This window comes from Acidovorax sp. Root217 (assembly GCF_001428645.1).
Taxonomy (GTDB): domain Bacteria; phylum Pseudomonadota; class Gammaproteobacteria; order Burkholderiales; family Burkholderiaceae_C; genus Acidovorax.
Genome location: NZ_LMIH01000012.1, coordinates 946148 through 967856 on the forward strand (window position 1 = coordinate 946148; position 21709 = coordinate 967856).

Here is a 21709-nt window from a genome sequence, read left to right on the forward strand (position 1 = left end):
GGGGAACCGGAAAATCAGAAATCGACGCTGGCGCTCAGGCTGAAGGCGCGGGGAGCACCCACCACCAGGTAGCCCGAGCCTGGGTAGCCGCCCACCGAGGCCCAGTAGTTCTTGTTGGTCGCGTTGTCGATGCGTGCGCGCAGAGTGACCAGCTTGCCGCCCATCTCGGTCAGGTAGCGGGCACCCAGGTCCAGGCGGTTCCAGCCGGCCACGCGCAAGGTGTTGGTGCCGTTGGCATAGCTCGATCCGGTATGCACCAGGCGGCCATCCAGGGCCAGCCCGCGCACGCCGGGCACGTCCCACTCCAGCCCCAGGTTGGCCTGCAGCTTGGGCACGCCGATCACGCGCTGGCCTTCGGTGAGGGCCGAGCCGGTGCGCTGTTGCTTGGCATCGAGCCAGGTGGCACCGCCGAGCACGCGCAGGCCGCTCACGGCCTCGCCCTGCATGGCCAGTTCCACACCTTGGTGGCGGTCCTTGCCGCTCGCGCTGAAGATGCCCGCTGCATCAACCACGGAGCGTGGCTTGTCGGTGGAGAACAGCGCCAGGCTGCCGCCCACGCGGCCGGCGTCGTACTTCACGCCGATTTCCTTTTGCTTGGACACGTAGGGTGCCAGCATCACACCCCGGTTGGATGCGGTCGACGGGGCGGTATCGCCCTGGCTCAGACCTTCGGCGTAGTTGGCGTACACCGACAGGCTCTTGTCCAGCTTGTACAACGCAGCCAGCAGGGGGCTGGTGCGGCTTTGGTCATAGCGGTCGCTCTGGGCGCCGGTGGCGTAGGCGAAATTGGCGATGTCGAACTTCTGGTGGCGCAGGCCCAGCGTCACGAGCAGGCGCTTGTCCAGCATCGACAGCGTGTCACCCAGCGCCACGCTGCTCAGTTTGATGCGGCCTGTGGTCAGCGGGTTGTTCATCACCCCGCCGCGCAGCGCGGTGCCGCTGTAGGCCGGCGTGGCGGTGTACAACGGGTTGTAGAGGTTGGTGGCCTGGGTATTGCCGAAGTCCATGACATAGGCGTTCTTCTTGTCCAGGCTGAATGTGGACGCCGCGAGCACCCATTCGTGGCCCACGCTGCCGGTCTGCAGCTTGCCGCGCAGGCCCAGCTCGCCGGTGTTCACATTGTCCTTGCGGTTGTTGTCGAAGCGGTAGGTCGTACCTGCGCCGGTGGCCGCATTGGCCACCGAGAGGTTGGCCAGCGAGTTCGATTCGGTGCCGCTGCGCGCGCCGGCAGCTGCCCAGGCGGTGATGTCGGAACTGATGTCCCACTCGCCGCGCAGCGTGCCGAAGGTGTCGCGCTCGTTGGAGAAGGCCCAGGGCTGCGCGAAGTTGGTGTTGCCGTCGGGTGCGGTCGGCACAGCGGTCACTGCGCCGAGCGTGACGTTGGTGCGGGTGCGGTTCAGCTTGTGGTCCTGCCAGCCGATGTCGCCCGACAGGCGCACATCGCGGCTGCGCCAGTCCAGGCCCACGGCGGCCAGGCCGAGCTTGGCCTTCTCGTCGTCGACGGCGGTGCCGCCATTGTGCGAGGCCACGTTCACGCGGATGCCGGCACTGCCATCGGGGCCGAAGCGGCGGGCGATGTCGGCTGCCACATCACTGTGGCCACCGCTGCCTACGCCGACACTGACCCGGCTCAGGGGCTCGTTGGGGGCGCGCTTGGGCAGCAGATTGATGGCACCGCCCAGGCCGCCGCCACCGGGGTTGGCACCGTTGAGGAAGGACGATGCGCCGCGCAGCACTTCCACGCGCTCGAACAACTCGGTGGCGATGTACTGGCGCGGCAGCAGGCCATACAGGCCGTTGTAGGCCGTGTCGTCCGAGCCCAGGATGAAGCCGCGGATGAAGTACGACTCCTGGAAGTTGCCGAAGCCCCGGGCCACGCGCACCGTGGGGTCGTTCTGCAGCACGTCGCCCACGCTGCGGGCGTGGCGGTCCTGGATCAATTCATTGGTATAGCTGATGGCGGAGAACGGCGTCTCCATCGCATCGCGTGTGCCCAGGATGCCGACGCGGCCGCCGCGCGCCACCTGGCCGCCGGGATAGGCGGGCGACAGGCCTTGCGCCGATGCGTCGGCACTGGCGTTCACGGTGACGGTGGAGAGCGTCTTGTCGCTGCCGGCAGCGGTCTGCGCGAGTGCTGCGGGCAGGGCCAGCGTGCACAGCAGGGCGGCGGCCAGGGCCGCTGGCGTGCGTGGGACCAGAGGGAAGCGTGGGGAGTGGTGCATGGCGGTCAGAGGAAGTGAACGGAGTGGGCGGTGTCAGAAAGGGGCGGCAGGGTCATCGCCGGGGTCGGGATCGGCTGGGGATGCGGCCGGCGTGGGCCGCCAGGCGAACCAGGCCATCACGGCCACGGGCAGGCCCAGGCCGACCCAGGACCACCAGTCGCCCCAGGTGTCCGAGATGAGCGCGGTGGCCAGGCCGCTTGCGATGAGCAGCCCCAGCACGATGGGCCAGCCCCACAGGGTGCGAAACGGCGTGGGTGCGTTTTTCATGCGGACTGCTCCGGGCGGGCCATGGTGGCCGTGGCGCCGGCGGGCAGGCCGGTGGCCGTGGCGGTTGCAGGCGCGGCGGCCGAAGCAGGCGCCCTGCGGCGCAGCCACAGGTACAGGCCGCTGCCCAGCACGACGATGGTGGCAATGTCGAGCAGCGCCCAGAGAATCTTCATGGGCATGCCGCCGTAGTCGCCGAAGTGCAGCGGCTGCGAGACCAGCAGCGCCGTGAGGTACCACGGCAACTGCGGCGCGGCGGTGACCTGGCCGCTGTGCGCATCGACCAGCACCGGCTGCAGCAGGCGCGAGGTCAGGGGCTCGGCGCCGCGCAGGAACACGGTGTTGTGGTGCGGGCTTGAGAACGAGGTTCCGGGGAAGGCGATGAACGACAGTTTGTTACCTGGCGCGTGCGTGCGCGCGGCGTCCACTGCCTGCTGCAGCGGCCCGCGCTGGTCCATGGCGATCACGGGCTTGCCCTTGTAGGGCGCCAGCAGGGTCGACAGCTGGTCGTACTGCCAGTACTTGATCATCAGATCGGCCCAGGTGTTGATCATGCCGGTGGCGCCCACCACGAGGGCCCAGACCAGGGTGACGACGCCCAGCAGGTTGTGCAGATCAAGCCACTTCACCCGTGTGGAGCGCTCGCGCCGCACGTCGCCGAACTGCAGCTTGCGCATGAAGGGCGCATACAGCACCACGCCGGTGACGATGGCCACCAGCAGCAACAGGCCCATGAAACCGAGGAACAGCTTGCCCGGCAGGCCCGCGAACAGGTCCACGTGCAGCCGGAACATCAGGTTCATGAAGCCCTGGTTGGTGGGAATGTCGGACAGCACCTTGGCGGTGCGCGCATCCACCGCGACGGACTTGAAGTCCTCGGTCGGATCGGGCGTGTGGGTGAGCGTGACGAACCAGACCTTGTCGTCGTCCTCGGCTTGCGAGACGAACTGCACCATGCGCCCGGGGTGCACGGCCTTGGCGGCGGTGATCACGGTATCGAGGCTGGCGCGTGGCGTGCCCTCGGGCATGGCGGGCGCCTCGACCTCCGTGCCCAGCAGGTGGCCGATTTCGTGGTGGAAGATCAGCGGCAGGCCCGTGAGGCACAGCAGCAGCATGAAGATGGTGCAGACCAGGCTGGACCACTTGTGGGTCCAGGACCAGCGGCGGATGGCGGTGGATGACAGCATGGTTCGGGGCTCGGTGGACCCCCTTTGGGTCATGTCGATGGACGAGGGCCGCCACGGCTGCAGGGCCGAGACGGCATTTGGGCCCGAATTTTACAATGCAAGTAAGAATGATTTGTTTTTGCGTTGTCTTTGGCTTGTTGTTTTGATGCCCAAAAAAAGCCCGGCGTCCCTGGGGAGCGCCGGGTTTTGCCAACGCCGCAGGGTGGGCGTGATCAGTACCTTGCCTTGAGCGCCAGCGTCACGCGGCGCGGCTCGCCGTAGAAATTCTGGCGCCCGACGCCCGAGACCTTCTCGTAGTAGGTCTTGTCGAACAGGTTGTCCACCGAGAGGTTCAGCGCCAACTGGTCGTTGATCTGGTAACCCACCTGGGCGCTGGCCAGCACATAGTCACCCGAGGTGATGCGAAGTGCGCCGCTTTGCACATAGAACTCGCTGCGGTAGGAGATGCCGCCACCGATGCTGAAGCCGCGCAGCGCGGGCGAGGTGAAGGCATAGCGCGTGAACAGGTTCACGCTGTGGCGCGGCGTGACGGGGCTGAACACCTGGCCCTGCTGGGCCACCGGTGCCTTGAGGTAGAGCGTGTCGTTGTAGGCGTAGCCGGCCACCACGTCCCAGCCGGGCTGGGGCTGGCCGCTGACCTCGGCTTCGAAGCCTTGCGAGCGCACCTTGCCGCCGGCGTAGAAGGCGCCAGCCAACCGGGAGTCGGCGATGGCACGGTCTTCGTCGATGATGCGGAAGATGGCGGCATGCGCCTGCAGGCGCTTGTCCAGGAACTCGCCCTTCACGCCCACTTCCACCTGCTTGCCGGTGCGGGGATCGAGCAGCTGTTTGTCGATGTCGAGCTGGCTCTGCACCACGAAGGTCTCGGAGTAGCCCGCATAGGCCGTGTACTGCGGGTGGAAGTCGTACAGCACCGCCACCGAAGGCACGAACTGGCGGCCCGGGTCGGCCACGCTCGTGGCGGCGCCGGTGCTGGTGCTGCGCGTCACCGCGTCGGCCCAGCTCAGGCGCCCGCCGGCCAGGACCTTGACGGCGTCCGCCACGCTGACCTGCGCCTGGCCGTACAGCGCGTTCTCGGTGCGCGTGGTGATGGCCGTGTAGCCGGGCAGCACAAGCGCCGGGTAGGGGGCGCTGTAGTTGGGTGAGAGCAGGTTGGCCTGGGTTGGGGTGCCGTAGACGAAGTTGTTGTCGTAGCTTTTGCCCTCGTTGCGGCTGGCGCCCACCAGCAGGCGGTGGGTGCGGCCCGCCATGTCGACCGGCAGGCTGGCGAACAGGTCGTAGTTGCGTGTCTTCACATGGGTCAGGCCATCCACCATTTCCATGGTGAAGTTGCCGTTGGGGGCGAGGGCGCTGTTGGCGCGGGCGGCACTGTAGAAGGCGGTGCGGTCCACATCGCGGGCCGACAGGCGCACCGTGCCGCCACCCGACAGGCGGTGCTCCAGTTCGGCAAACAGGTCGGTGGTCTCCAGGTCCTGGCGGTTGGACGCCAGGCCCGAGAAGGCGCTGCGCGGCAGGCTGGCCAGGCGGCCATCGGCGTAGGTGGGCAGGCCCTGATCGATGGAGGCGCGCACGCGCTGCTGCGCGCCGCCGATGGACAGCGTGGTGGACGGGGCAATGTCCCATTCCAGCGTGCCGTAGCCCATGCGCTTGTTGTTGAACAGCGTGTCGACATGGCTGTCGCGGTCTTCTGCCACGGCCACTGCGCGGGCGCGCACTGTGCCGCTGGCGTTGAGGGCTCCGCCCACGTCCACCTCGCCGCGGCGCAGGCCGAAGGAGCCTACGGACGCATCGGCGTTGAGCATCAGCTTGCCCGGCGCGCGCTTGCGCACCAGGTTCACGGTGCCGCCCGGCTCGCTGCCGCCCTGCAGCATGCCGGCGGGGCCGCGCAGCACCTCGATGCGGTCGTACATGGCGGCGTCCAGCGTGCTGTAGTTGCCCTGCGGGATGGGCACACCGTCGAGCTGGATGGAGCCCAGGTCGAAGCCGCGCGACTGGAAGGTGTTGTAGTTGCCCGCGCCATCGAAGCGGGTCACGTTGATGCCGGTGCTGAACTTGACCGCGTCTTCCACCTTGGTGACGTTGCGGTCATCGAGCTGCTGGCGCGTGATGACGCTGATGGACTGCGGAATCTCGCGCGGCGCCTGCTCCATCTTGCCCACGCTGAGCTTGCGGGCCGTGTACTGGCCCGTGCCTTCGGTGGTGTCGATGGAGTTGGTCACCTTCACCTCGGGCAGGGCGGCATCCTGCGCATGGGCGGTGGCGGCTATCAGGCAGCTGCAGGCGGCCATCCGGGCCATGGTGGTCAGTGGAAATGAGGGCACTTTGGATGCGCGAAGGCGGTGGGTGGAAAGGCGGCGTTGTGTCATGGCATGGGCACGGTGGGTGACGGTTGAAATAAAAGACTCAGAAGCGCGTGCGCAGCGTGACCTGCAGCGCACGTGGCGAGCCGGGCAGGATCAGGTTGTCGTTGCTGCCATGGGCCGACACGTAGTACTTGCGATTGGTGAGGTTCTTCACGTTCACGTCCAGGCCCCACTGGCCCAGCGTGTACTGCAGGGCGGCGTCCACCGTGGTGTAGGCGGGCAGGGTGACCAGGTTGGTCAGCGACGTGTAGCGCTCGCCCACGTGGCTCACGCCGCCGCCCAGGCGCAGGCCGTGGCCCACATCCTTCATGGCCCACAGGAAGGCCGAGTTGCGCGGCGTGAGCGCGGCCACCTTGCCCTGCGAGGGCACGTTCACCGTGGGCAACTGGCTGCTGGCGGCCGTGGCCAGGGACTTGGTCATGCGGCCATTGAGGTAGGCATAGCCTGCGCTCACGTCCCAGCCGGACAGCCGGCCGCTGCCGGTGAGCTCCAGCCCGTTGGTGCGCTGCGTGCCCACGTTGATCTGGCGCGCAGGGTTGGACGGGTCGGTGTTCTTGATGTTGGTGCGTTCCAGATTGAAGAGCGCACCAGTGAGGTTGAGGCGGCCATCCAGCAGGTCGAGCTTGACGCCGATCTCCTTGTTCTGCGTGATCTCGGGCTCGTTGGCCGTGTTGTTGGCCGCCAGTGCGAAGGTCTCGCCCGAGGGCTGGAAGGACTTGCTGTACGACACGTAGTACGACACCTGTTCGCTGGGCTGCCAGACCAGGCCGGCGCGCGGGCTGAATTTCCTGTCGGTGCGCTCAAGGCTGGCCAGGGTGCGGTCAAAGCGGGTGTCCTGCTTGAAGACGTCGTAGCGCGCGCCCACCAAGGCCTTCCACTGCGGTGCCAGGGTGATCTGGTCCTGCAGGTACAGGCCCATGGTGCCCTGTTCGGTGTGGCTGGGGATGGCGCCGGTGGCGGTGTAGGCGCTGGCGGGAATGGCAGGCGTAGGCACGTTGCCGGGGTTCAGGATGCTCACGCGGTCCACCACGCCACCCGAGATGGATTCGGCGCGCTTTTTCTGCTGGCCCAGCTCCATGCCCATCAGCCATTCCTGGCGCAGCCCGCCCAGGTGGTTGCGCCAGGTCACGTCGGTCTGGTTGAACACGCCGCTCTCGTCGCGAAAGACCAGGCTGCGGGTGCGGCCCACGGTCATCGTGACCGGGTCGGTGGTGCCGCTGGGCAGGGTGTTGTAGCGGTCCAGCGTGTAGTCGTACACGCGGGTGACGTTGCGCACCGACCAGTCGTCGTTGAAGCGGTGGTTGAGCGTGGCCGTGAAGGACTGGACGTTGCTGGTGCTGGTGTCGTCCTTCACCGCCGTGCCCGAGCCGTAGTAGGTGCCGGCCGGCACGTTGACGGGGCGGCCGTTGAGCGCGGGGATGCCGAAGTCCGTGAGCCGCTGGTCGCGGGCGTTGGTGTACTGCAGCAGCAACTGGGTCTCGGGTGCGAGCTTGAGCGCCAGCGAGGGTGCGAAGTTGTGGCGTTTGACGAACTGCTGGTCGCGGTAGCTGCCCGAATCCTCGCCCGCCAGGTTCAGGCGCAAGGCGGCGGCATCGTTGATGCCCAGGTTCACATCGGCCGTGGCGCGGCGAAAGGCGTGGCTGCCCAGGCCCACGGTGGCTTCGCCAAAGGTGGTGCCGAAGACGGGCTTTTTGGTCACGCGGTTGATGAGCCCGCCCGACGAGCCGCGCCCGTAGAGCACGGCGGCGGGGCCCTTGAGCACCTCGATGCGCTCGATGTCGGCCAGGTCGCGGAAGTACAGCGCGTCATCGCGCACGCCATCGACGAACTGGTCGGCGATGGCCGTGAAGCCGCGGATCACCACCTGGTCGCGCTGGCCGTCGCCATGGCTCATGGCCACGCCGGGCACGTTGCGCAGCGCGTCTTCCATGGAGCGCGCGCCCTGGTCGCGCAGCAGTTGCCCGGGGACCACGTTGACGGCCTGGGGCACATCGCGCAGCGGGGCGCTGCCCTTGGTGGCCGTGGTGCTGGCAGCGGGGGCGTAGGCGTCGTCCGCAGCGCCCGACTTGATGGTGACCTCGCCCAGCGTCTGGGGCGCGCGGGGCGCGGGGACGGACTGGGCCAGAACAGGGGTGCCGAAGGCGGCGATCAGGGCCGCAGCCACAGGCGTGCGTACGTCAGAGAGCAGGGGATGCAGGGGCATGGGATACCTTGGGCGGGACACAGCGATGGAAGAAAACGAAACCGGAGAGGGGGCGGGCGGGGATGGATAGCCCATCACCACCCGGCGGCCCAGGCGGCCAGCCCGGCCAGCAGGGCTGCGCCGGCCAGCGTTGGCGCGCGACGGGGCTGCCAGGTCATCACTGCGGTGACGGCCACGGCGGCCACCGACAGTGCGATGGTCCAGGCCGTCAGACCCAGCGATGAGGGGGTGCCCGAGTGGGGCCGCGCGGCCAGCCACAGCGAGAGGGCCAGCAGCAGCCAGCCCACGCGACGCAGTTGCGCCAGGCGGGGTGTGGCGGTCTCGCGGCCCAGGGCATCATCGTGGTGGCGGTCCATGCCCAGAGCAATGGCAGACCAGGCGGCAAAGCAGAAGAAAAAGGCGGACATGGCGACTCGTTCAGGCCTGGGAGGCCGGCAGGGCATCGGGTGTGGCCATGGCTGCGGCGCGGGTGGGTACCTCGGCCTTGCGGCCTGCCTTGCCCGGCAGCGGCCGGCCCGGGCGCAGGCGCCAGGCGAGCCAGGAGAGCAGCGCACCGGTGGCCAGGAAGCTGAGGTCCATGCCGGCCCACAGCCAGTCGCCCGCAGGCAGGCTGATGCCCAGGTGGGTGGACGTGGTCAGCGCGTTGAGCAGCGGCAGCGCTGCCCAGGCGGCGCCGGCAAGGGCCAGCACCAGCGACCAGCCGCGCCGGTTGGGGAAAAGCACCCCCCAGAGCAGGGCCACGCCCCAGGCGCCGAAGAAGTACGACAGCTCGGCATCGGGCCGTTCGGGCGCGTCCAGTGGAATCAGCCGGTTGGACGCCATGTACACGGCGCAGGCCAGTGGCAGGCCCGCGAGCGAGGCGATGTTGAGGCTGGCCACCAGGCGCTGGCCGAATGGCAGGCGCAGCGGCCCATCGGCTGCAGCGCTGCCCTTGCGCTGGCCCTGTGCGCTGCGCTTGACCGACCACAGCACCATGCCGGTGGCGATCATCAGGCTGCCCAGCAGGCCGAAGCCCATCAGCACCCAGCGCATGCCCGGGCCGGCAAAGCGCCCCAGGTGCAGGCCGTAGAGCACGCCGTAGGTCACGGCGGCGGGCGTGGTGGCGTCGGTCTGCTCCAGCACGGCGCCGGTGGTGCCGTGGAACAGCATGCGCTCGGGCCGGTACTGCAGGCGGTCGCCTTCGTGGCGCGTGACCTCCACCACCGGCGTGCCCTGTGCGTCGCGCCGCGCCTGGATGCCCCCGATGCGCCCGCCCTCCCAGCGCTGGCGCGCGGCTTCCAGGATGGCGGCAAGCGGCATCGCTGCGGGCAGCGGTTCCACCTTGTCGCCGGGGTTGCGGCGCACGCGGCGCTCGGGCTTTTCGCCCTGCAGGTCGGCGAAGTAGGTCTGCGAATCCACGCCCTTGGGGCCCTGGTAGGCCGCAGCGATGCCCGAGGGCATGTAAAGCGTGTGGAAGATCATCAGCCCGCTGAAGGTGATCATCAGGTAGAACGGCAGCACCAGCACGCCGGTGACGTTGTGCGCGTCAAGCCAGGCGCGCTGCCCGCCCTTGGCCGGGCGGAAGGTGAAGAAGTCCTTGAAGATGCGCCGGTGCGTGACCACGCCAGTGAGCAGGGCGATGAACATCAGCATGGTGGCCACGCCCACCACCCAGCGGCCTTCGATGGCCCAACGGCTTTTCTGCGCGGTGCGCAACTCGTAGTGGAAGCGGTAGAAGAACTCGCCGCCCATGGTCTTGCGCGCGTCCACCGTCTCGCCGGTCTGCGGGTTCATGAGCAGGGTCTCGAAGCGGCCATTGCCCGTGTCGCGCCACAGCAGCGTGACGGCATTCTGGCGCTCGTCGGGCATGCGCAGGATCCACTGCGTGACGTCGGGCACTTTCCTGTTCATGGCGGCCACGGCGCGCTCGGCCACGTCGGCGGTGGCGGGCGGCATGCCGTGCAGCTCGGGCCGCATCCACAGGTTCAGCTCGGTCTTGAAGAACGACAGCGTGCCCGTGAGGAAGATGGCAAACAGCAGCCAGCCCAGCACGAGCCCGGCCCAGGTGTGCAGCCAGGACATGGCCTGGCGAAAGCCTTCGCGGGCCTGTTCGCGCGCTGCCCGCAGTGCAGGGGAGGAGGCGGTGGCGTCGGTCATTGCAGCGTCTCCAGCCAGCGCGGCGCCATGGCGCCGGCGCCCAGCAGCAGCGCGGGTAGCAGGGTGCCGCCCCAGGCGCCCCAGGCCGTGCGCGCGTAGAAGGCCCAGCCTGCGGCGCCCGCGTAGACCAGCCAGGCCAGCATGGTGGCGGTGAGCACCGCTTCCACGCGCGGCATGGCCTGGGCCAGGGCGAGGGACAGGGCGGCGGTGAAGGCGGCGGCCAGCGCATACCCGCCAGCGGTGGCGGCCAGCGCGCGCGAGGTGATGGCCAGGCGGTAGCGCCAGCCGGGATGGGTCGTTTTCATGACGAGCCTCCCTGCCTCAGAAGCCGCCGCGCCGTGTGGGCGAGGCGGTGCACGGGCCCAGGCGGTGGTGGTCGTTCTGGTGGGGCAAGCGGCGGTGCATGTCAGTACTCCCTGGTGTCGCGTTCGGTGGTTGCTTGCGGCCAGGGGTGTTGGTAGTGCTTGCATGGCAGGCGCGGCGTCACCCAAGGCGTGGCACCCGAAGGCGGCGGCGCCATGACGACGGTGCGCAGCCAACGGATGAAGGCCGCGCACAGGCGCGGCGCGGGATGCGGGGGCATCCCGGAATTCATGGTTGGCTGGCAGGAGAGGGTGCGTGAACGAACGCGCCCCCGTGCTGGGGACGCGCTGTGGAGGCGGGCTGCTGGCTGGGCCCGTAGTTTACTTAATTGAGAACGGTTCTCATTGTTTGTTTGCAACGTGTGTGCGTTTGCAACAACGTTGGCGCCGTCGAGCCACTGTTGTCCGGCGAGCGGGCATAAAAAAACGGGCCGAGGCCCGTTGTGGAAGGTGTGGGGTACTTGTCGTTGGCGCTGGTTTGTCAGTCTTTTTATGGTCGAGTCTGCTTTTTCTACTGTCTTCGTGGGGCGACTCGTGAACGGGGAAATCTCAGTCTTCTTCGCTCATCTGCGACTGCAGGTAGTTCTGCAGGCCGACCTTGGCGATCAGCTCGATCTGGGTTTCCAGGAAGTCGATGTGCTCCTCGGTGTCGTCGAGGATCTTTTGCAGGATGTCGCGCGAGACGTAGTCGCGCACGGTCTCGCAGTGGGCAATGCCCTCCTTGATGGTGGCCTGGGCGCCTTTTTCGGAGCTCAGGTCGCAGGCCAGGATCTCCGGCACGTCCTCACCGACCTGCAGCTTGGCCAGGTCCTGCAGGTTGGGCAGGCCGTCGAGCATGAAGATGCGGTCCATGAGCACGTCGGCGTGCTTCATCTCGCCGATCGACTCCTGGTATTCCTTCTTGGCCAGCTTGTCGAAGCCCCAGTGCTTGAGCATGCGGTAGTGCAGGAAGTACTGGTTGATGGCGGTGAGCTCGTTCTTGAGCTGGGCCTGCAGATGGCCGATGACCTGTGCGTCGCCTTGCATGGGGAGACCTCCTTGTTATGTGATTCGCCGCTGATTGTCGTGAGCGCGGGCGCCGCACGCAAGGCAAGCCCCCGTACCTTTGCATTGGCTGCGTGTGATGCTGAGTTGTGTTCGCGTTCGGTGCTCTTCGCGGTGCCTCGGCCAGGGGTTTTCGCCAAAAATTCACAGAAGCTGCCCACAGTCATGCCGGGGACCCAGGCGCCTGCAACAGCCGCTTTCAACCCGCAACAGACGCAGGGCCGGGTTTCTAAGTATAGTCACAGGCAATTGATTCAATCAAATCAATTAATTGGATTGATGGCCTCAGAAGGCCTAAACTTCATTCCGTAGTCAGTTCAACCACCCTTAAGGAAACAGCAATGTCCCTGATCAACACGCAAGTTCAACCCTTCAAGACCACCGCTTTCGTCAACCGCAATGGCAAGGGCGAGTTCATCGACCTGACCGAAGCCGATCTCAAAGGCAAGTGGTCCGTGCTGATCTTCATGCCTGCCGCCTTCACCTTCAATTGCCCCACCGAAATCGAAGACGCGGCCGACAATTACCCCGAATTCCAGAAGGCTGGCACCGAGGTCTACATCGTCACCACCGACACGCATTTCTCGCACAAGGTCTGGCACGAAACCTCGCCCGCCGTGGGCAAGGCCAAGTTCCCCCTGGTTGGCGACCCAACGCACCAGTTGACCAATGCCTTCGGCGTGCACATCCCTGAAGAAGGCCTGGCACTGCGCGGCACTTTCGTGATCAACCCCGACGGCATCATCAAGACCGCCGAAGTGCATTCCAACGAAATCGCCCGCGACGTCAAGGAAACCGTGCGCAAGCTCAAGGCCGCCCAGTACACCGCCGCCCACCCCGGTGAAGTGTGCCCCGCCAAGTGGAACGACGGCGCCAAGACCCTGGCTCCTTCGCTGGACCTGGTCGGCAAGATCTGATCGGCTGATTGCATCGGCAGAGCGGCCTTGGGGCCGCTCCCCAGCCGGACAGCGTCATGGCGCGCGTGCGCCATGCCGTCCGGCTTTTTTTCGCCCATTTTTTACGCTCTGTTGCGGACCCAGGCTTGCCACAAGCGGCCTTGGCCCCCACCCTATAAGCCAGAACTCGAAAGGACACCACCATGCTCGACGACCAACTCAAGACCCAGCTTGCCGCCTACCTGGAGCGCGTGACGCAGCCGTTCGAACTGGTGGCCTCCCTGGACGACAGCGCGACCTCGCGCGAGATGCTGGAGCTGTTGACCACCATCCAGTCCCTGCGCAGCGACAAGATCAGCCTGCGCACCGATGGCCAGGACGCACGCAAGCCCTCGTTCAGCCTGCAGCGCGTGGGCAGCACGAATTCGCTGCGCTTTGCCGGCCTGCCCCTGGGCCATGAGTTCACCTCGCTGGTGCTGGCCCTCTTGTGGACCGGTGGCCATCCGCCCAAGGTCGAGCCCGAGGTGATCGAGCAGATCGCCGCGCTCGACGGCGACTTCGAGTTCGACGTCTACATGAGCCTGACCTGCCACAACTGCCCGGACGTGGTGCAGGCGCTGTCGCTCATGTCCATTTTCAATCCCAAGATCAGGACCACGGTGGTCGAGGGCGGTGCCTTCCAGCAGGAAGTGGCCGACCGCGAGATCATGGCCGTGCCCATGGTGTTCATGAACGGCAAGGTCTTCGCCTCGGGCCGCATGTCGGTCGAGGAGATCATCGCCAAGCTCGACACCGGCGCGGCAGCCCGCGACGCCGCCAAGCTGTCGGCCAAGGCGCCGTACGACGTGCTCATCGTCGGTGGCGGCCCTGCCGGCGCCGCCGCGGCGGTGTACGCCGCCCGCAAGGGCATCCGCACCGGCGTGGCGGCCGAGCGCTTCGGCGGCCAGGTCAACGACACGCTGGCCATCGAGAACTACATCTCGGTGCTGGAGACCGACGGCCCCAAGTTCGCCGCTGCCCTGGAAGCCCACACCCGTGCCTACGACGTGGACATCATGAACCTGCAGCGCGCCGACAAGCTGATCCCCGCCAGCGAGCCCGGCGGCCTGATCGGCGTGCAACTGGCCAACGGTGCCACGCTGCATTCCAAGACGGTGATCCTGTCCACCGGCGCGCGCTGGCGCAACGTCAATGTGCCCGGCGAAGCCGAGTACAAGAACAAGGGCGTGGCCTACTGCCCGCACTGCGATGGTCCGCTGTTCAAGGGCAAGCGCACGGCGGTGATCGGCGGCGGCAACTCGGGTGTCGAGGCCGCCATCGACCTGGCTGGCCTGGTGGCCCATGTCACGCTGGTCGAGTTCGCCGACCAGCTCAAGGCCGATGCCGTGTTGGTCAACAAGCTCAAGAGCCTGCCCAACGTGAGCATTCACACCAACGCGCAGACCACCGAGATCACCGGTGCCGATGGCAAGGTCAATGGCCTCAAGTACAAGGACCGCGTCACGGGCGAAGAGCACCTGGTGCCGCTCGAAGGCGTGTTCGTGCAGATCGGCTTGGTGCCCAACACCGAATGGCTCAAGGGCACGGTGGAGCTGTCCAGGTTCGGCGAGGTCATCGTCGACTCGCATGGCCGCACCAACCTGCCCGGCGTGTTCGCCGCAGGCGACTGCACCACGGTGCCGTTCAAGCAGATCGTGATTGCTGCTGGCGATGGCTCCAAGGCTGCCCTGGCCGCCTTCGACCACCTGATCCGCATGCCGGTGGTGGCCAAGGCCACGGCTGAGGCAGTGCCCGAGGCTGTGGCTGCGTGATTCTGCAGGCCCAGCATGGGATGAACGGGAGCCTTCGGGCTCCCGTTTCTGTTTTATGGACTGGGCAATGGGCAGAGTCAATTCGTATTGATAATTATTCTCATATAATGCAGCGGTAGCCAGCCATTGCCAGCCCTTTGAAAGGGCCTCCCGGCGTCCGAAGCCAGCTCTGTTTCCATCCGTCTCAGAGAAAAAGGGTTTCCTGCCGTGGCGCAACCAATCGACCAATCCCCCCGTTTCGCCCTCCGTCCGCTGGCCTTGCTGGCTGCGCTGGCGTGTGCCTCCTTCACCGGCGCCCATGCGCAGGCCACGGCCGACGCGCAGCTCGTGGCGGCAGGTCCCGCGCTCAAGGAGGTGGTGATCAGCGGCTCGCGCAGCGAGCAGAACCCCGACGAGCTGCCCATGAGCATCGACGTGATCAATGCGCGTGCGCTCGAAGAGGGCCAGGTGCGCGATATCCGCGATGCGGTGCGCGAGCTGCCCAACGTGTCGGTCACGCGCTCTCCCGCGCGCTTCTCGCTGGCCAGCGGCTCCACGGGCCGCGAGCAGAATGCGGGCTTCAACATCCGCGGGCTGGACGGCAACCGCGTGCTGATGATGGTGGACGGCATCCGCCTGCCGCGCAGCTATGTGTTCAGCGCCAACGCCTTCGGCCGCGACTACCTGGACATGGGCCTGCTGCAGCGCATCGAGGTGGTGCGCGGCGCCACTTCGGCGCTGTACGGTTCGGACGGCATGGCCGGCCTGGTGAACTTCATCACCGTGGACCCCGAGAACTTCCTCAAGGACGGCAAGGCCCTGGGCGGCCAGGTGAGCGCCGGCTACGACGGCGACGACCACGGCAAGCGCCTGGGCGCCACGGTGGCCGGCCGCGCCAACGACACAGTGCAGTGGCTGGTCAGTGGCAGCGTGAACCGTGCGCGCGAGCTCGACAACATGGGCACCAACGACTCGGCCAACGCCGACCGCACCTTGCCCAATCCGCAGAAGGACCAGGGCGGCGCGCTGCTGGGCAAGGTGGTGCTCACCCCCGGCGGCGGCCAGCGCCACGCCTTCACGCTGGAGCATGTGGACAAGACCTCCGACTACGAGCTGCTCACCGCGCGCTCCAAGCCGCCGCTGGCGGCCACCTCCACGCTGGCATCCAACTCCTCCACCGACATGCAGCGCACGCGCGCCACGTGGGAGGGCCACTGGCGCCTGAACACCGGCTTCGCCGACGATGTGAAGGCCACGCTGAGCTTTCAGGACGCGAATTCGCGCGAGTACGCCTTCGAGGACCGCAGCACCGCCGCCGACCGCGTGCGCGACGTGACGTACGACGAACGCAGCTGGCAGGCCAATGTGCAGGGCAGCAAGCTGCTGCGCACGGGCGGCAACTGGGTGCAGAAGATCACCTACGGCATCGACCATTCGTCCGCCAAGGTCACCAATCTGCAGGACGGCGTGACGCCGCCCGTGGGCGAGACCTTCCCGCTCAAGCGCTTCCCCGACACCAACGAGACCAGCACCGCCCTGTACGTGCAGGACGAGATCATCAACGGCCCCTTCAGCGTGACGCCCGGCGTGCGCCTCGACACCTTCCGCATCAAGGCCGACCAGAGCGGCTTCGGCGCGCAGGCCGTATCGCTGTCGGGCAACGCCACCTCGCCCAAGCTCGGCGTGCTGTACCGCGCCACCGATGCCTGGAGCGTATTCGGCAACTACGCCGCGGGCTTCCGTGCGCCCAACGCCGGCCAGGTCAACGCCTTCTTCGAGAACCCGGTCAGCAACTACAAGACGGTGCCCAACGGCGACCTCAAGCCCGAGAAGAGCCAGAACTTCGAGCTTGGCGTGCGCGGCCGCATGGACGCGCTGTCCATCGAGGCAGCCGCCTTCACCGGCCGCTACAAGGACTTCATCGAAGACCTGCGCCAGGTGGGCGGCACGGGCGCGCCGGGCAACCCGCTGGTGTTCCAGTCGGTCAACATCGGCCGCGTCAAGCTCAATGGCTTCGAGGTCAAGGGCGACATGCGCTGGGGCAGCTTCGCAGGCGGCCAGCTGAGCACGCCGTTCGCCTACGGCCAGACGCGCGGCCGCGACACCGCCACCGGCAAGCCGGTGAACACCGTGGACCCGTCGCGCCTGACGGCCGGCCTGCGCTACGACACCAGCGCGTGGATGGCCCGCCTGGACCTGACGCACGCCGCCGCCAAGAAGGCCAGCGATGTGACCGTGGCCACGGGCAGCACGCAGTACCTCACCCCCTCGTACACGGTGCTCGACCTGTCGGGCCAGTGGCGCATCCGCAAGGACCTGCGCCTGAACGCCGGCATCTACAACCTGACCGACAAGAAGCACTGGCGCTGGGCCGACGTGCGCGGCCTGGCCGCCAACGCCAGCTTCATCGACGCCTACAGCCAGCCGGGCCGCGCCGTGCGGGTCTCGCTGGTGGCGGATTTCTGAGCCACTTTCTCACACCCATCGCGGAAGGAGACAGACAATGAGCCACGCCAACGATACGCCGGATACCCCAGCCTCCGGCGCCCACTGCGACGAGGAATACAGCCTGCCCTGCGCCGAGGCGCTGCTGGCCGGCACCCTGGCCCTGATGACGGGCTATGTGCAGGCCTGCTGCGACAGCCACCGCGATGCGATGGGCCGCAAGATCACCGCCAACCTGCAGATGCTGGCCGACGCCGAGGGCTTCACGCCGCATTTCCGCACCGTGGTCTGGAGCCTGCAGGGCCGCTGGGCCCAGCAGGGTGCAGGGCAGGGGGCCGATGCCGCGAATGCGGCCCTGTCGGCCGCCGAGCAGCGCCGCGCGCTGTGGCTGACCGCACCGGAGACCGTGCAATGAGCGATGTACTGATGACGAACAACGCCGACCCGAACGGCATGCGCCTGCAGACGGCGCCCGCCATCCGCGAGCAGTTCGCCGCCGTGCGGGCCACGGGCAAGCGCGCCAAGGACGCGGCCGAGGCGCTGGGCCTGTCGGAAGGTGCGGCCATCGCGGCCCATGCGGGCGAGCATGAATACCCGCTCAAGGCCGTGCCGCTGCAGGGCTCATGGCTGCAGCTGCTGCAGTCGCTGCAAGCCTGCGGCCCACTGATGGCCCTGACCCGCAACGAGGGCGTGGTGCACGAGAAGACCGGTATCTACACCAACATCTCGGCCACCGGCCCGGTGGGCCTGGCCTTGGGCGAGGATATCGACCTGCGCCTCTTCTTCGCCCAGTGGCATGCCGGCTTTGCCGTGACCGAGGCCGCCAGCGACCCGGCACGCGCGCCCCAGCGCAGCCTGCAGTTCTTCAACGCCCACGGGCGTGCGGTGCACAAGGCGTTCGTGCGCGAAGCCACCGACCTGGCCGCGCTCGATGCCGTGGTGCAACGCTTTGCCCAGCCGAGCGCGGGCTATGTGTTCGGTGCCGCGCCGCTGGCCGAAGTGCCGCGACCCGACACCGAGATCGACGCCGCCGGCCTGCGCGAGGCCTGGGCCGCGATGCAGGACACGCACGAGTTCTTCGGCCTCACGAAGAAGTTCGCGGTGGAGCGCCAGCAGGGCTTTCGCCTGGTCGAGGGGCAGTTTGCCTGGCGCCTGGCGAAGGAGTCCGTAGCGACGCTGCTGCAGGGCGCGGCGGCAAGCGGTCTGCCCATCATGGTCTTCGTCAGCAGCGGCGGTTGCATTCAGATCCATACCGGCCCCGTGAACAACATCAAACCACTGGACACACCCGGAGCGCAGTGGATCAATGTGCTCGACCCGGGCTTCAACCTGCACCTGCGCACCGACATGGTGGCCAGCGTGTGGCTGGTGGAAAAACCCACGGCCGACGGCGTGGTGACCTCGGTGGAAGCCTTTGACCCTGCGGGCGAGCTGATGGCCATGTTCTTTGGCGCGCGCAAGCCCGGCAAGCCCGAGCTGCAGGGTTGGCGCGATCTGGCGGCACGCCTGCCGCGACTGCAGGAGCTGGCCCATGCCGCGTGATACCGGTTTGATCGAACGCCGCCATCTGCTGCGGGGTGCTGCGGCGTTGCCGCTGTCCTTCGCGCTGGGCCAGGTCCATGCCGCAGGGGCTGCCCGCATCGTCTCGCTGGGCGGCGCGCTGACCGAGGTGGTCTACCTGCTGGGCGCGCAGAGCCAGCTCGTGGGCACGGACACGACGAGCCTGTTTCCCGAGGCCGCGCTCAAGACCGCCAAGGTCGGCTACATGCGCCAGCTTTCGGCCGAGGGGCTGCTGTCCCTCAGGCCCGACGCCGTGGTGGGCACCACCGAGGCGGGCCCGCCCGTGGTGCTGGACCAGGTGCGCAGCGCCGGTGTGCGCGTGGAACTGGTCAAGGCCGACCATACCTGGGACGAGGTGCAGCGCAAGGTGGCTGCCGTGGGCCGTGTGGCGGGCCGCGAGCGCGAGGCAGCAGCCCTGCAGGCCGATCTCGACGCGCAGTGGGCGGCGGTGCAAAAGAGCGTGGCCGCGGCCGCGCTGCGCCCACGCGCGATCTTCATTCTTTCGCACAGCGGCAGCCCCATGGTGGCCGGCACCGGCACGGCAGCCGATGCGCTGATCCGCTTTGCCGGCGGCACGAATGCCATCACCCAGTTCGCTGGCTACCGGCCGCTCACGGCCGAAGCCATGGCCAGCGCCGCGCCCGAGGTGCTGCTCAACAGCACGCAGGGTATCGAGGCGCTGGGCGGCGAGGCGGCCTTCTGGCAGCGGCCGGAACTGGCCTTGACTCCGGCATTCCGCCGCAAGGCCCTGGTGACGATGGAGGCCAGCCAACTGCTCGGCTTTGGGCCGCGCCTGCCTGGTACCGTGCGGGAGATCCAGGCGCGCATGCAGGCGATCACCGCGTGAGCGGGCTGGCGGCCGTGCAGCCCCTGGTGCGGCGCACCCCGGGGCGCCTGTCCCCGCGCGCCGCGCTGGCGCTGGGCCTGGCCCTGGTGGTGCTGGCTTTCGTCTGGGGCAGCACGCAGGGCGCCTATGCGATCACGACCGCCCAGCTGTGGCAGGTACTGCTGCAGGCCGTGGGTGCCGTGCCGGCACCCGAGCATGCGCCCGAGTACCTGGTGTTCGTCAACATCCGCCTGCCGCGCCTGCTGATGGGCGTGGCCGCCGGGGCCGGCCTGGGCCTGGCCGGCGCGCTGATGCAGGGGCTGTTCCGCAACCCACTGGCCGACCCCGGCCTCATCGGCGTGAGCAGCGGTGCCGCGCTGGCGGCGGCTCTGGCCATCGTGCTGGGCATGCACTTTCTGCCCGACCTGCCGCGCACCCTGGGCAGCTGGACCCTGGTGCTCATGGCCTTTGCCGGCGGCCTGCTGGTCACGGCGCTCATCTACGGTCTGGCGCAGGCCGATGGCGGCACGCGCATGGGGCTGATGCTGCTGGCCGGCGTGGCGGTCAATGCGCTGGCGCTGGCGGGGATCGGCTACCTCAATTTCATCTCCACCGACGAGCAGTTGCGCAACATCCAGATGTGGCTGCTGGGCAGCCTGGGCGGGGCGCGCTGGAGCGCCGTGGCCCTGGTGTGCAGTTTGGTCGCGGTGGCCTGCGGCCTGGGCCTGGCGCTGGCGCGCCCGCTCAATGCCATTGCCCTGGGCGAGGCGCAGGCCGCGCTGCTCGGTGTGCCGGTGGAGCGGACCAAGCGCCTGGCGGTGCTGGTGACGGCGCTGGCCGTGGGGGCCGTGACTGCGGCCACCGGCATCATCGGTTTCATCGGCCTGGTGGCGCCGCACTGGGTGCGGCTCGTGGCCGGGCCGGACCACCGCGTGGTACTGCCTTGTTCGGCCCTGTTGGGTGCTACGCTGGTGCTGGCGGCCGACGTGGTGGCGCGCACCATCGTCAAGCCGGCCGAGCTGCCGCTCGGCGTGCTCACGGCCTTCATCGGCGTGCCGCTGTTTCTGGCCATGCTGCGCCAGTTCAGGAGCAAGGTATGAGCGCGAATCCGCTCCATCCCGGCGATCCGCTGGTGTGCAATCAACTGGGGGTGGGCCTGCCCGGCAGGCCCCTGCTGGCCACCGTGCATGCACGCCTGGCGCCTGGCCGTTTCACCGCCATCCTCGGGCCCAACGGGGCGGGCAAGTCCACGCTGCTGTCCATGCTCTCGGGCCAGCGCGCGCCGCGCTCGGGTTCGGTGAGCCTGGGGGGCAGGGCGCTCTCGGCCATTGCCGCGCCCGAGCTGGCGCGCCTGCGCGCCGTGCTGCCGCAGGAGACGGCAGTCGCCTTCGACTTCACGGTGCAGGAGGTGGTAGAGATGGGGCGTTTCCCCCACCGCCAGTTGCCCAGTCGGCACGAGGCGCGCATTGCCCACGATGCGATGGAGGCCACCGGCGTGGCCCACCTGGCGACGCGGGGCGTCAACACCCTCTCGGGCGGCGAGCGCGCACGCGCCCACCTGGCCCGGGCGCTGGCCCAGATCTGGGAACCAAGGCCCGATGGCGCCACACGCTGGCTGCTGCTGGACGAGCCCACTGCGGCGCTCGACCTGGCGCACCAGCACCAGGCCATGGCCCTGGTGCGCCGCTGGGCGGTGGAGCAGGGCATCGGCGTGGTGGCTGTGCTGCACGACCTGAACCTGGCGCTGCGCTATGCGCACGACACGGTGCTGATGGGCGCGGGGCGCTGCGACGTGGGCCCCACGGGTGAGACGCTGGATGCTGCGGCCATTGCGCGCGTGTGGGGTGTGGAATGCTCCGAGGTGCGGGCCAGCGACGGTGTGCCGCAGTTCCTGGTGGCGGCGGGATGAAGCGCAGATGACGATTCGGTCATCTGGCGGGGCCTTGTCCTTGGGCCCATGGGGATATGCGCAGTGGCGCATGCTGCGCCGCGCCATCTTGTCACTAGAATGCGCGCACACCACCATGCGCCGCCTGCTCCTCGCCTTCCTGCTGCTGTTCATGCCGCTCCAGTCCATCTGGGCCGCTGCATCGCCGTATTGCGGGCACGAGGCCGCACCGCAGGCCTCGCATTTTGGCCACCATGTGCATGAGCACCAGGCCGATGAGCAAGCCGCACCATCCCAGACCAGTGAAACGCCCGACCATAGGGGCCTTGCCACCTCTGGCATGGCCGACATGGATTGCCATGCCTGCCATGGCGCGGGCAGCGGCATGGCGCTGAGCGCCAGCGCCCAGGCCATCGTTGTGTCGGTGGGCCGCCCTGCGTCCCAGGCGGCGCCGGCCTGGGTCCACCCACCCCTCTCCCGCCCCGAACGCCCCAACTGGCCCGCCCTCGCCTGAGCGGCGAGG

Annotated in this window: 19 protein-coding genes; 9 read left to right on the top strand and 10 right to left on the bottom strand. The window is 68.1% G+C overall.

The window, feature by feature from the left end:
* Window positions 1–14 precede the first annotated feature (14 nt).
* From ASE31_RS14385 to bfr, 10 genes are all read right to left on the bottom strand, one after another.
* Window positions 15–2222, bottom strand: coding sequence for a TonB-dependent siderophore receptor (locus ASE31_RS14385; protein ID WP_057202325.1), 2208 nt, complete (start codon window positions 2220–2222; stop codon window positions 15–17).
* A gap of 33 nt (window positions 2223–2255) precedes the next feature.
* Window positions 2256–2489 (bottom strand): hypothetical protein, encoded by a 234-nt coding sequence (locus ASE31_RS14390; protein ID WP_057202327.1) that lies wholly within the window; start codon window positions 2487–2489, stop codon window positions 2256–2258.
* Window positions 2486–3673 (bottom strand): PepSY domain-containing protein, encoded by a 1188-nt coding sequence (locus ASE31_RS14395; protein ID WP_200961110.1) that lies wholly within the window; start codon window positions 3671–3673, stop codon window positions 2486–2488. The genes ASE31_RS14390 and ASE31_RS14395 overlap by 4 nt, the downstream gene beginning before the upstream one ends.
* Window positions 3674–3885: 212 nt before the next feature.
* A complete protein-coding gene (locus ASE31_RS14400) occupies window positions 3886–5970 on the bottom strand; it encodes a TonB-dependent siderophore receptor (RefSeq protein WP_057202328.1) in 2085 nt (694 codons plus the stop codon).
* A 106-nt stretch (window positions 5971–6076) separates the two neighbouring features.
* On the bottom strand, window positions 6077–8239 hold the full coding sequence (locus ASE31_RS14405; RefSeq protein WP_157412472.1) for a TonB-dependent siderophore receptor: 2163 nt from the start codon (window positions 8237–8239) through the stop codon (window positions 6077–6079).
* Window positions 8240–8313: 74 nt separating this feature from the next.
* On the bottom strand, window positions 8314–8646 hold the full coding sequence (locus ASE31_RS14410; protein ID WP_057202330.1) for a DUF3325 domain-containing protein: 333 nt from the start codon (window positions 8644–8646) through the stop codon (window positions 8314–8316).
* Between the two features lie 10 nt (window positions 8647–8656).
* Window positions 8657–10375 carry a PepSY domain-containing protein gene (locus ASE31_RS14415; protein ID WP_057202332.1) on the bottom strand — a complete coding sequence of 573 codons (1719 nt, stop codon included), beginning with the start codon at window positions 10373–10375 and terminating at the stop codon, window positions 8657–8659.
* Window positions 10372–10680: a hypothetical protein gene (locus ASE31_RS14420; protein ID WP_057202334.1), complete on the bottom strand. Its 309-nt coding sequence runs from the start codon at window positions 10678–10680 to the stop codon at window positions 10372–10374. The genes ASE31_RS14415 and ASE31_RS14420 overlap by 4 nt, the downstream gene beginning before the upstream one ends.
* A 101-nt stretch (window positions 10681–10781) precedes the next feature.
* A complete protein-coding gene (locus tag ASE31_RS31610; protein ID WP_157412473.1) occupies window positions 10782–10958 on the bottom strand; it encodes a hypothetical protein in 177 nt (58 codons plus the stop codon).
* A gap of 328 nt (window positions 10959–11286) precedes the next feature.
* The gene (bfr, locus tag ASE31_RS14425) at window positions 11287–11763 is read right to left on the bottom strand and encodes a bacterioferritin (protein WP_057202336.1); all 477 of its coding nucleotides are present in this window, start codon (window positions 11761–11763) and stop codon (window positions 11287–11289) included.
* 359 nt (window positions 11764–12122) lie between these two features.
* Between bfr and ahpC the strand changes: the two genes are divergently transcribed.
* The 9 genes from ahpC to ASE31_RS14470 all read left to right on the top strand — a co-directional run bounded on the left by ahpC (window position 12123) and on the right by ASE31_RS14470 (window position 21700).
* Window positions 12123–12698 carry an alkyl hydroperoxide reductase subunit C gene (ahpC, locus tag ASE31_RS14430; protein ID WP_007854684.1) on the top strand — a complete coding sequence of 192 codons (576 nt, stop codon included), beginning with the start codon at window positions 12123–12125 and terminating at the stop codon, window positions 12696–12698.
* Window positions 12699–12880: 182 nt separating this feature from the next.
* Complete coding sequence (gene ahpF / locus ASE31_RS14435) at window positions 12881–14488, top strand: alkyl hydroperoxide reductase subunit F (protein WP_057202338.1); 1608 nt, start codon at window positions 12881–12883, stop codon at window positions 14486–14488.
* A gap of 207 nt (window positions 14489–14695) precedes the next feature.
* Window positions 14696–16933 (top strand): TonB-dependent hemoglobin/transferrin/lactoferrin family receptor, encoded by a 2238-nt coding sequence (locus ASE31_RS14440; RefSeq protein WP_057202340.1) that lies wholly within the window; start codon window positions 14696–14698, stop codon window positions 16931–16933.
* A gap of 37 nt (window positions 16934–16970) precedes the next feature.
* Window positions 16971–17327 (top strand): hypothetical protein, encoded by a 357-nt coding sequence (locus ASE31_RS14445; RefSeq protein ID WP_057202342.1) that lies wholly within the window; start codon window positions 16971–16973, stop codon window positions 17325–17327.
* Window positions 17324–18454, top strand: coding sequence for a hemin-degrading factor (locus ASE31_RS14450; protein WP_057202344.1), 1131 nt, complete (start codon window positions 17324–17326; stop codon window positions 18452–18454). Before ASE31_RS14445 ends, ASE31_RS14450 begins: the two co-directional genes overlap by 4 nt.
* Window positions 18444–19319, top strand: a complete 876-nt coding sequence (locus tag ASE31_RS14455) for a hemin ABC transporter substrate-binding protein (RefSeq protein ID WP_157412474.1) — start codon at window positions 18444–18446, stop codon at window positions 19317–19319. Before ASE31_RS14450 ends, ASE31_RS14455 begins: the two co-directional genes overlap by 11 nt.
* Window positions 19316–20398, top strand: coding sequence for an iron ABC transporter permease (locus ASE31_RS14460; protein WP_057202346.1), 1083 nt, complete (start codon window positions 19316–19318; stop codon window positions 20396–20398). The genes ASE31_RS14455 and ASE31_RS14460 overlap by 4 nt, the downstream gene beginning before the upstream one ends.
* Window positions 20395–21207, top strand: a complete 813-nt coding sequence (locus ASE31_RS14465) for a heme ABC transporter ATP-binding protein (protein WP_057202349.1) — start codon at window positions 20395–20397, stop codon at window positions 21205–21207. The genes ASE31_RS14460 and ASE31_RS14465 overlap by 4 nt, the downstream gene beginning before the upstream one ends.
* A 115-nt stretch (window positions 21208–21322) precedes the next feature.
* Window positions 21323–21700 (top strand): DUF2946 family protein, encoded by a 378-nt coding sequence (locus ASE31_RS14470; RefSeq protein ID WP_235514450.1) that lies wholly within the window; start codon window positions 21323–21325, stop codon window positions 21698–21700.
* Window positions 21701–21709: the final 9 nt, after the last annotated feature.

Coding starts and splice junctions, on each gene's coding strand:
- ASE31_RS14470 (WP_235514450.1), top strand. CDS start 21,323: ATGCGCCGCCTGCTCCTCGCCTTCCTGCTGCTGTTCATGCCGCTCCAG.
- bfr (WP_057202336.1), bottom strand. CDS start 11,763: ATGCAAGGCGACGCACAGGTCATCGGCCATCTGCAGGCCCAGCTCAAG.
- ASE31_RS14455 (WP_157412474.1), top strand. CDS start 18,444: ATGCCGCGTGATACCGGTTTGATCGAACGCCGCCATCTGCTGCGGGGT.
- ASE31_RS14450 (WP_057202344.1), top strand. CDS start 17,324: ATGAGCGATGTACTGATGACGAACAACGCCGACCCGAACGGCATGCGC.
- ASE31_RS14405 (WP_157412472.1), bottom strand. CDS start 8,239: ATGCCCCTGCATCCCCTGCTCTCTGACGTACGCACGCCTGTGGCTGCG.
- ASE31_RS14465 (WP_057202349.1), top strand. CDS start 20,395: ATGAGCGCGAATCCGCTCCATCCCGGCGATCCGCTGGTGTGCAATCAA.
- ASE31_RS14385 (WP_057202325.1), bottom strand. CDS start 2,222: ATGCACCACTCCCCACGCTTCCCTCTGGTCCCACGCACGCCAGCGGCC.
- ASE31_RS31610 (WP_157412473.1), bottom strand. CDS start 10,958: ATGCCCCCGCATCCCGCGCCGCGCCTGTGCGCGGCCTTCATCCGTTGG.
- ASE31_RS14415 (WP_057202332.1), bottom strand. CDS start 10,375: ATGACCGACGCCACCGCCTCCTCCCCTGCACTGCGGGCAGCGCGCGAA.
- ASE31_RS14445 (WP_057202342.1), top strand. CDS start 16,971: ATGAGCCACGCCAACGATACGCCGGATACCCCAGCCTCCGGCGCCCAC.
- ASE31_RS14400 (WP_057202328.1), bottom strand. CDS start 5,970: ATGGCCCGGATGGCCGCCTGCAGCTGCCTGATAGCCGCCACCGCCCAT.
- ahpC (WP_007854684.1), top strand. CDS start 12,123: ATGTCCCTGATCAACACGCAAGTTCAACCCTTCAAGACCACCGCTTTC.
- ASE31_RS14390 (WP_057202327.1), bottom strand. CDS start 2,489: ATGAAAAACGCACCCACGCCGTTTCGCACCCTGTGGGGCTGGCCCATC.
- ahpF (WP_057202338.1), top strand. CDS start 12,881: ATGCTCGACGACCAACTCAAGACCCAGCTTGCCGCCTACCTGGAGCGC.
- ASE31_RS14420 (WP_057202334.1), bottom strand. CDS start 10,680: ATGAAAACGACCCATCCCGGCTGGCGCTACCGCCTGGCCATCACCTCG.
- ASE31_RS14410 (WP_057202330.1), bottom strand. CDS start 8,646: ATGTCCGCCTTTTTCTTCTGCTTTGCCGCCTGGTCTGCCATTGCTCTG.
- ASE31_RS14395 (WP_200961110.1), bottom strand. CDS start 3,673: ATGCTGTCATCCACCGCCATCCGCCGCTGGTCCTGGACCCACAAGTGG.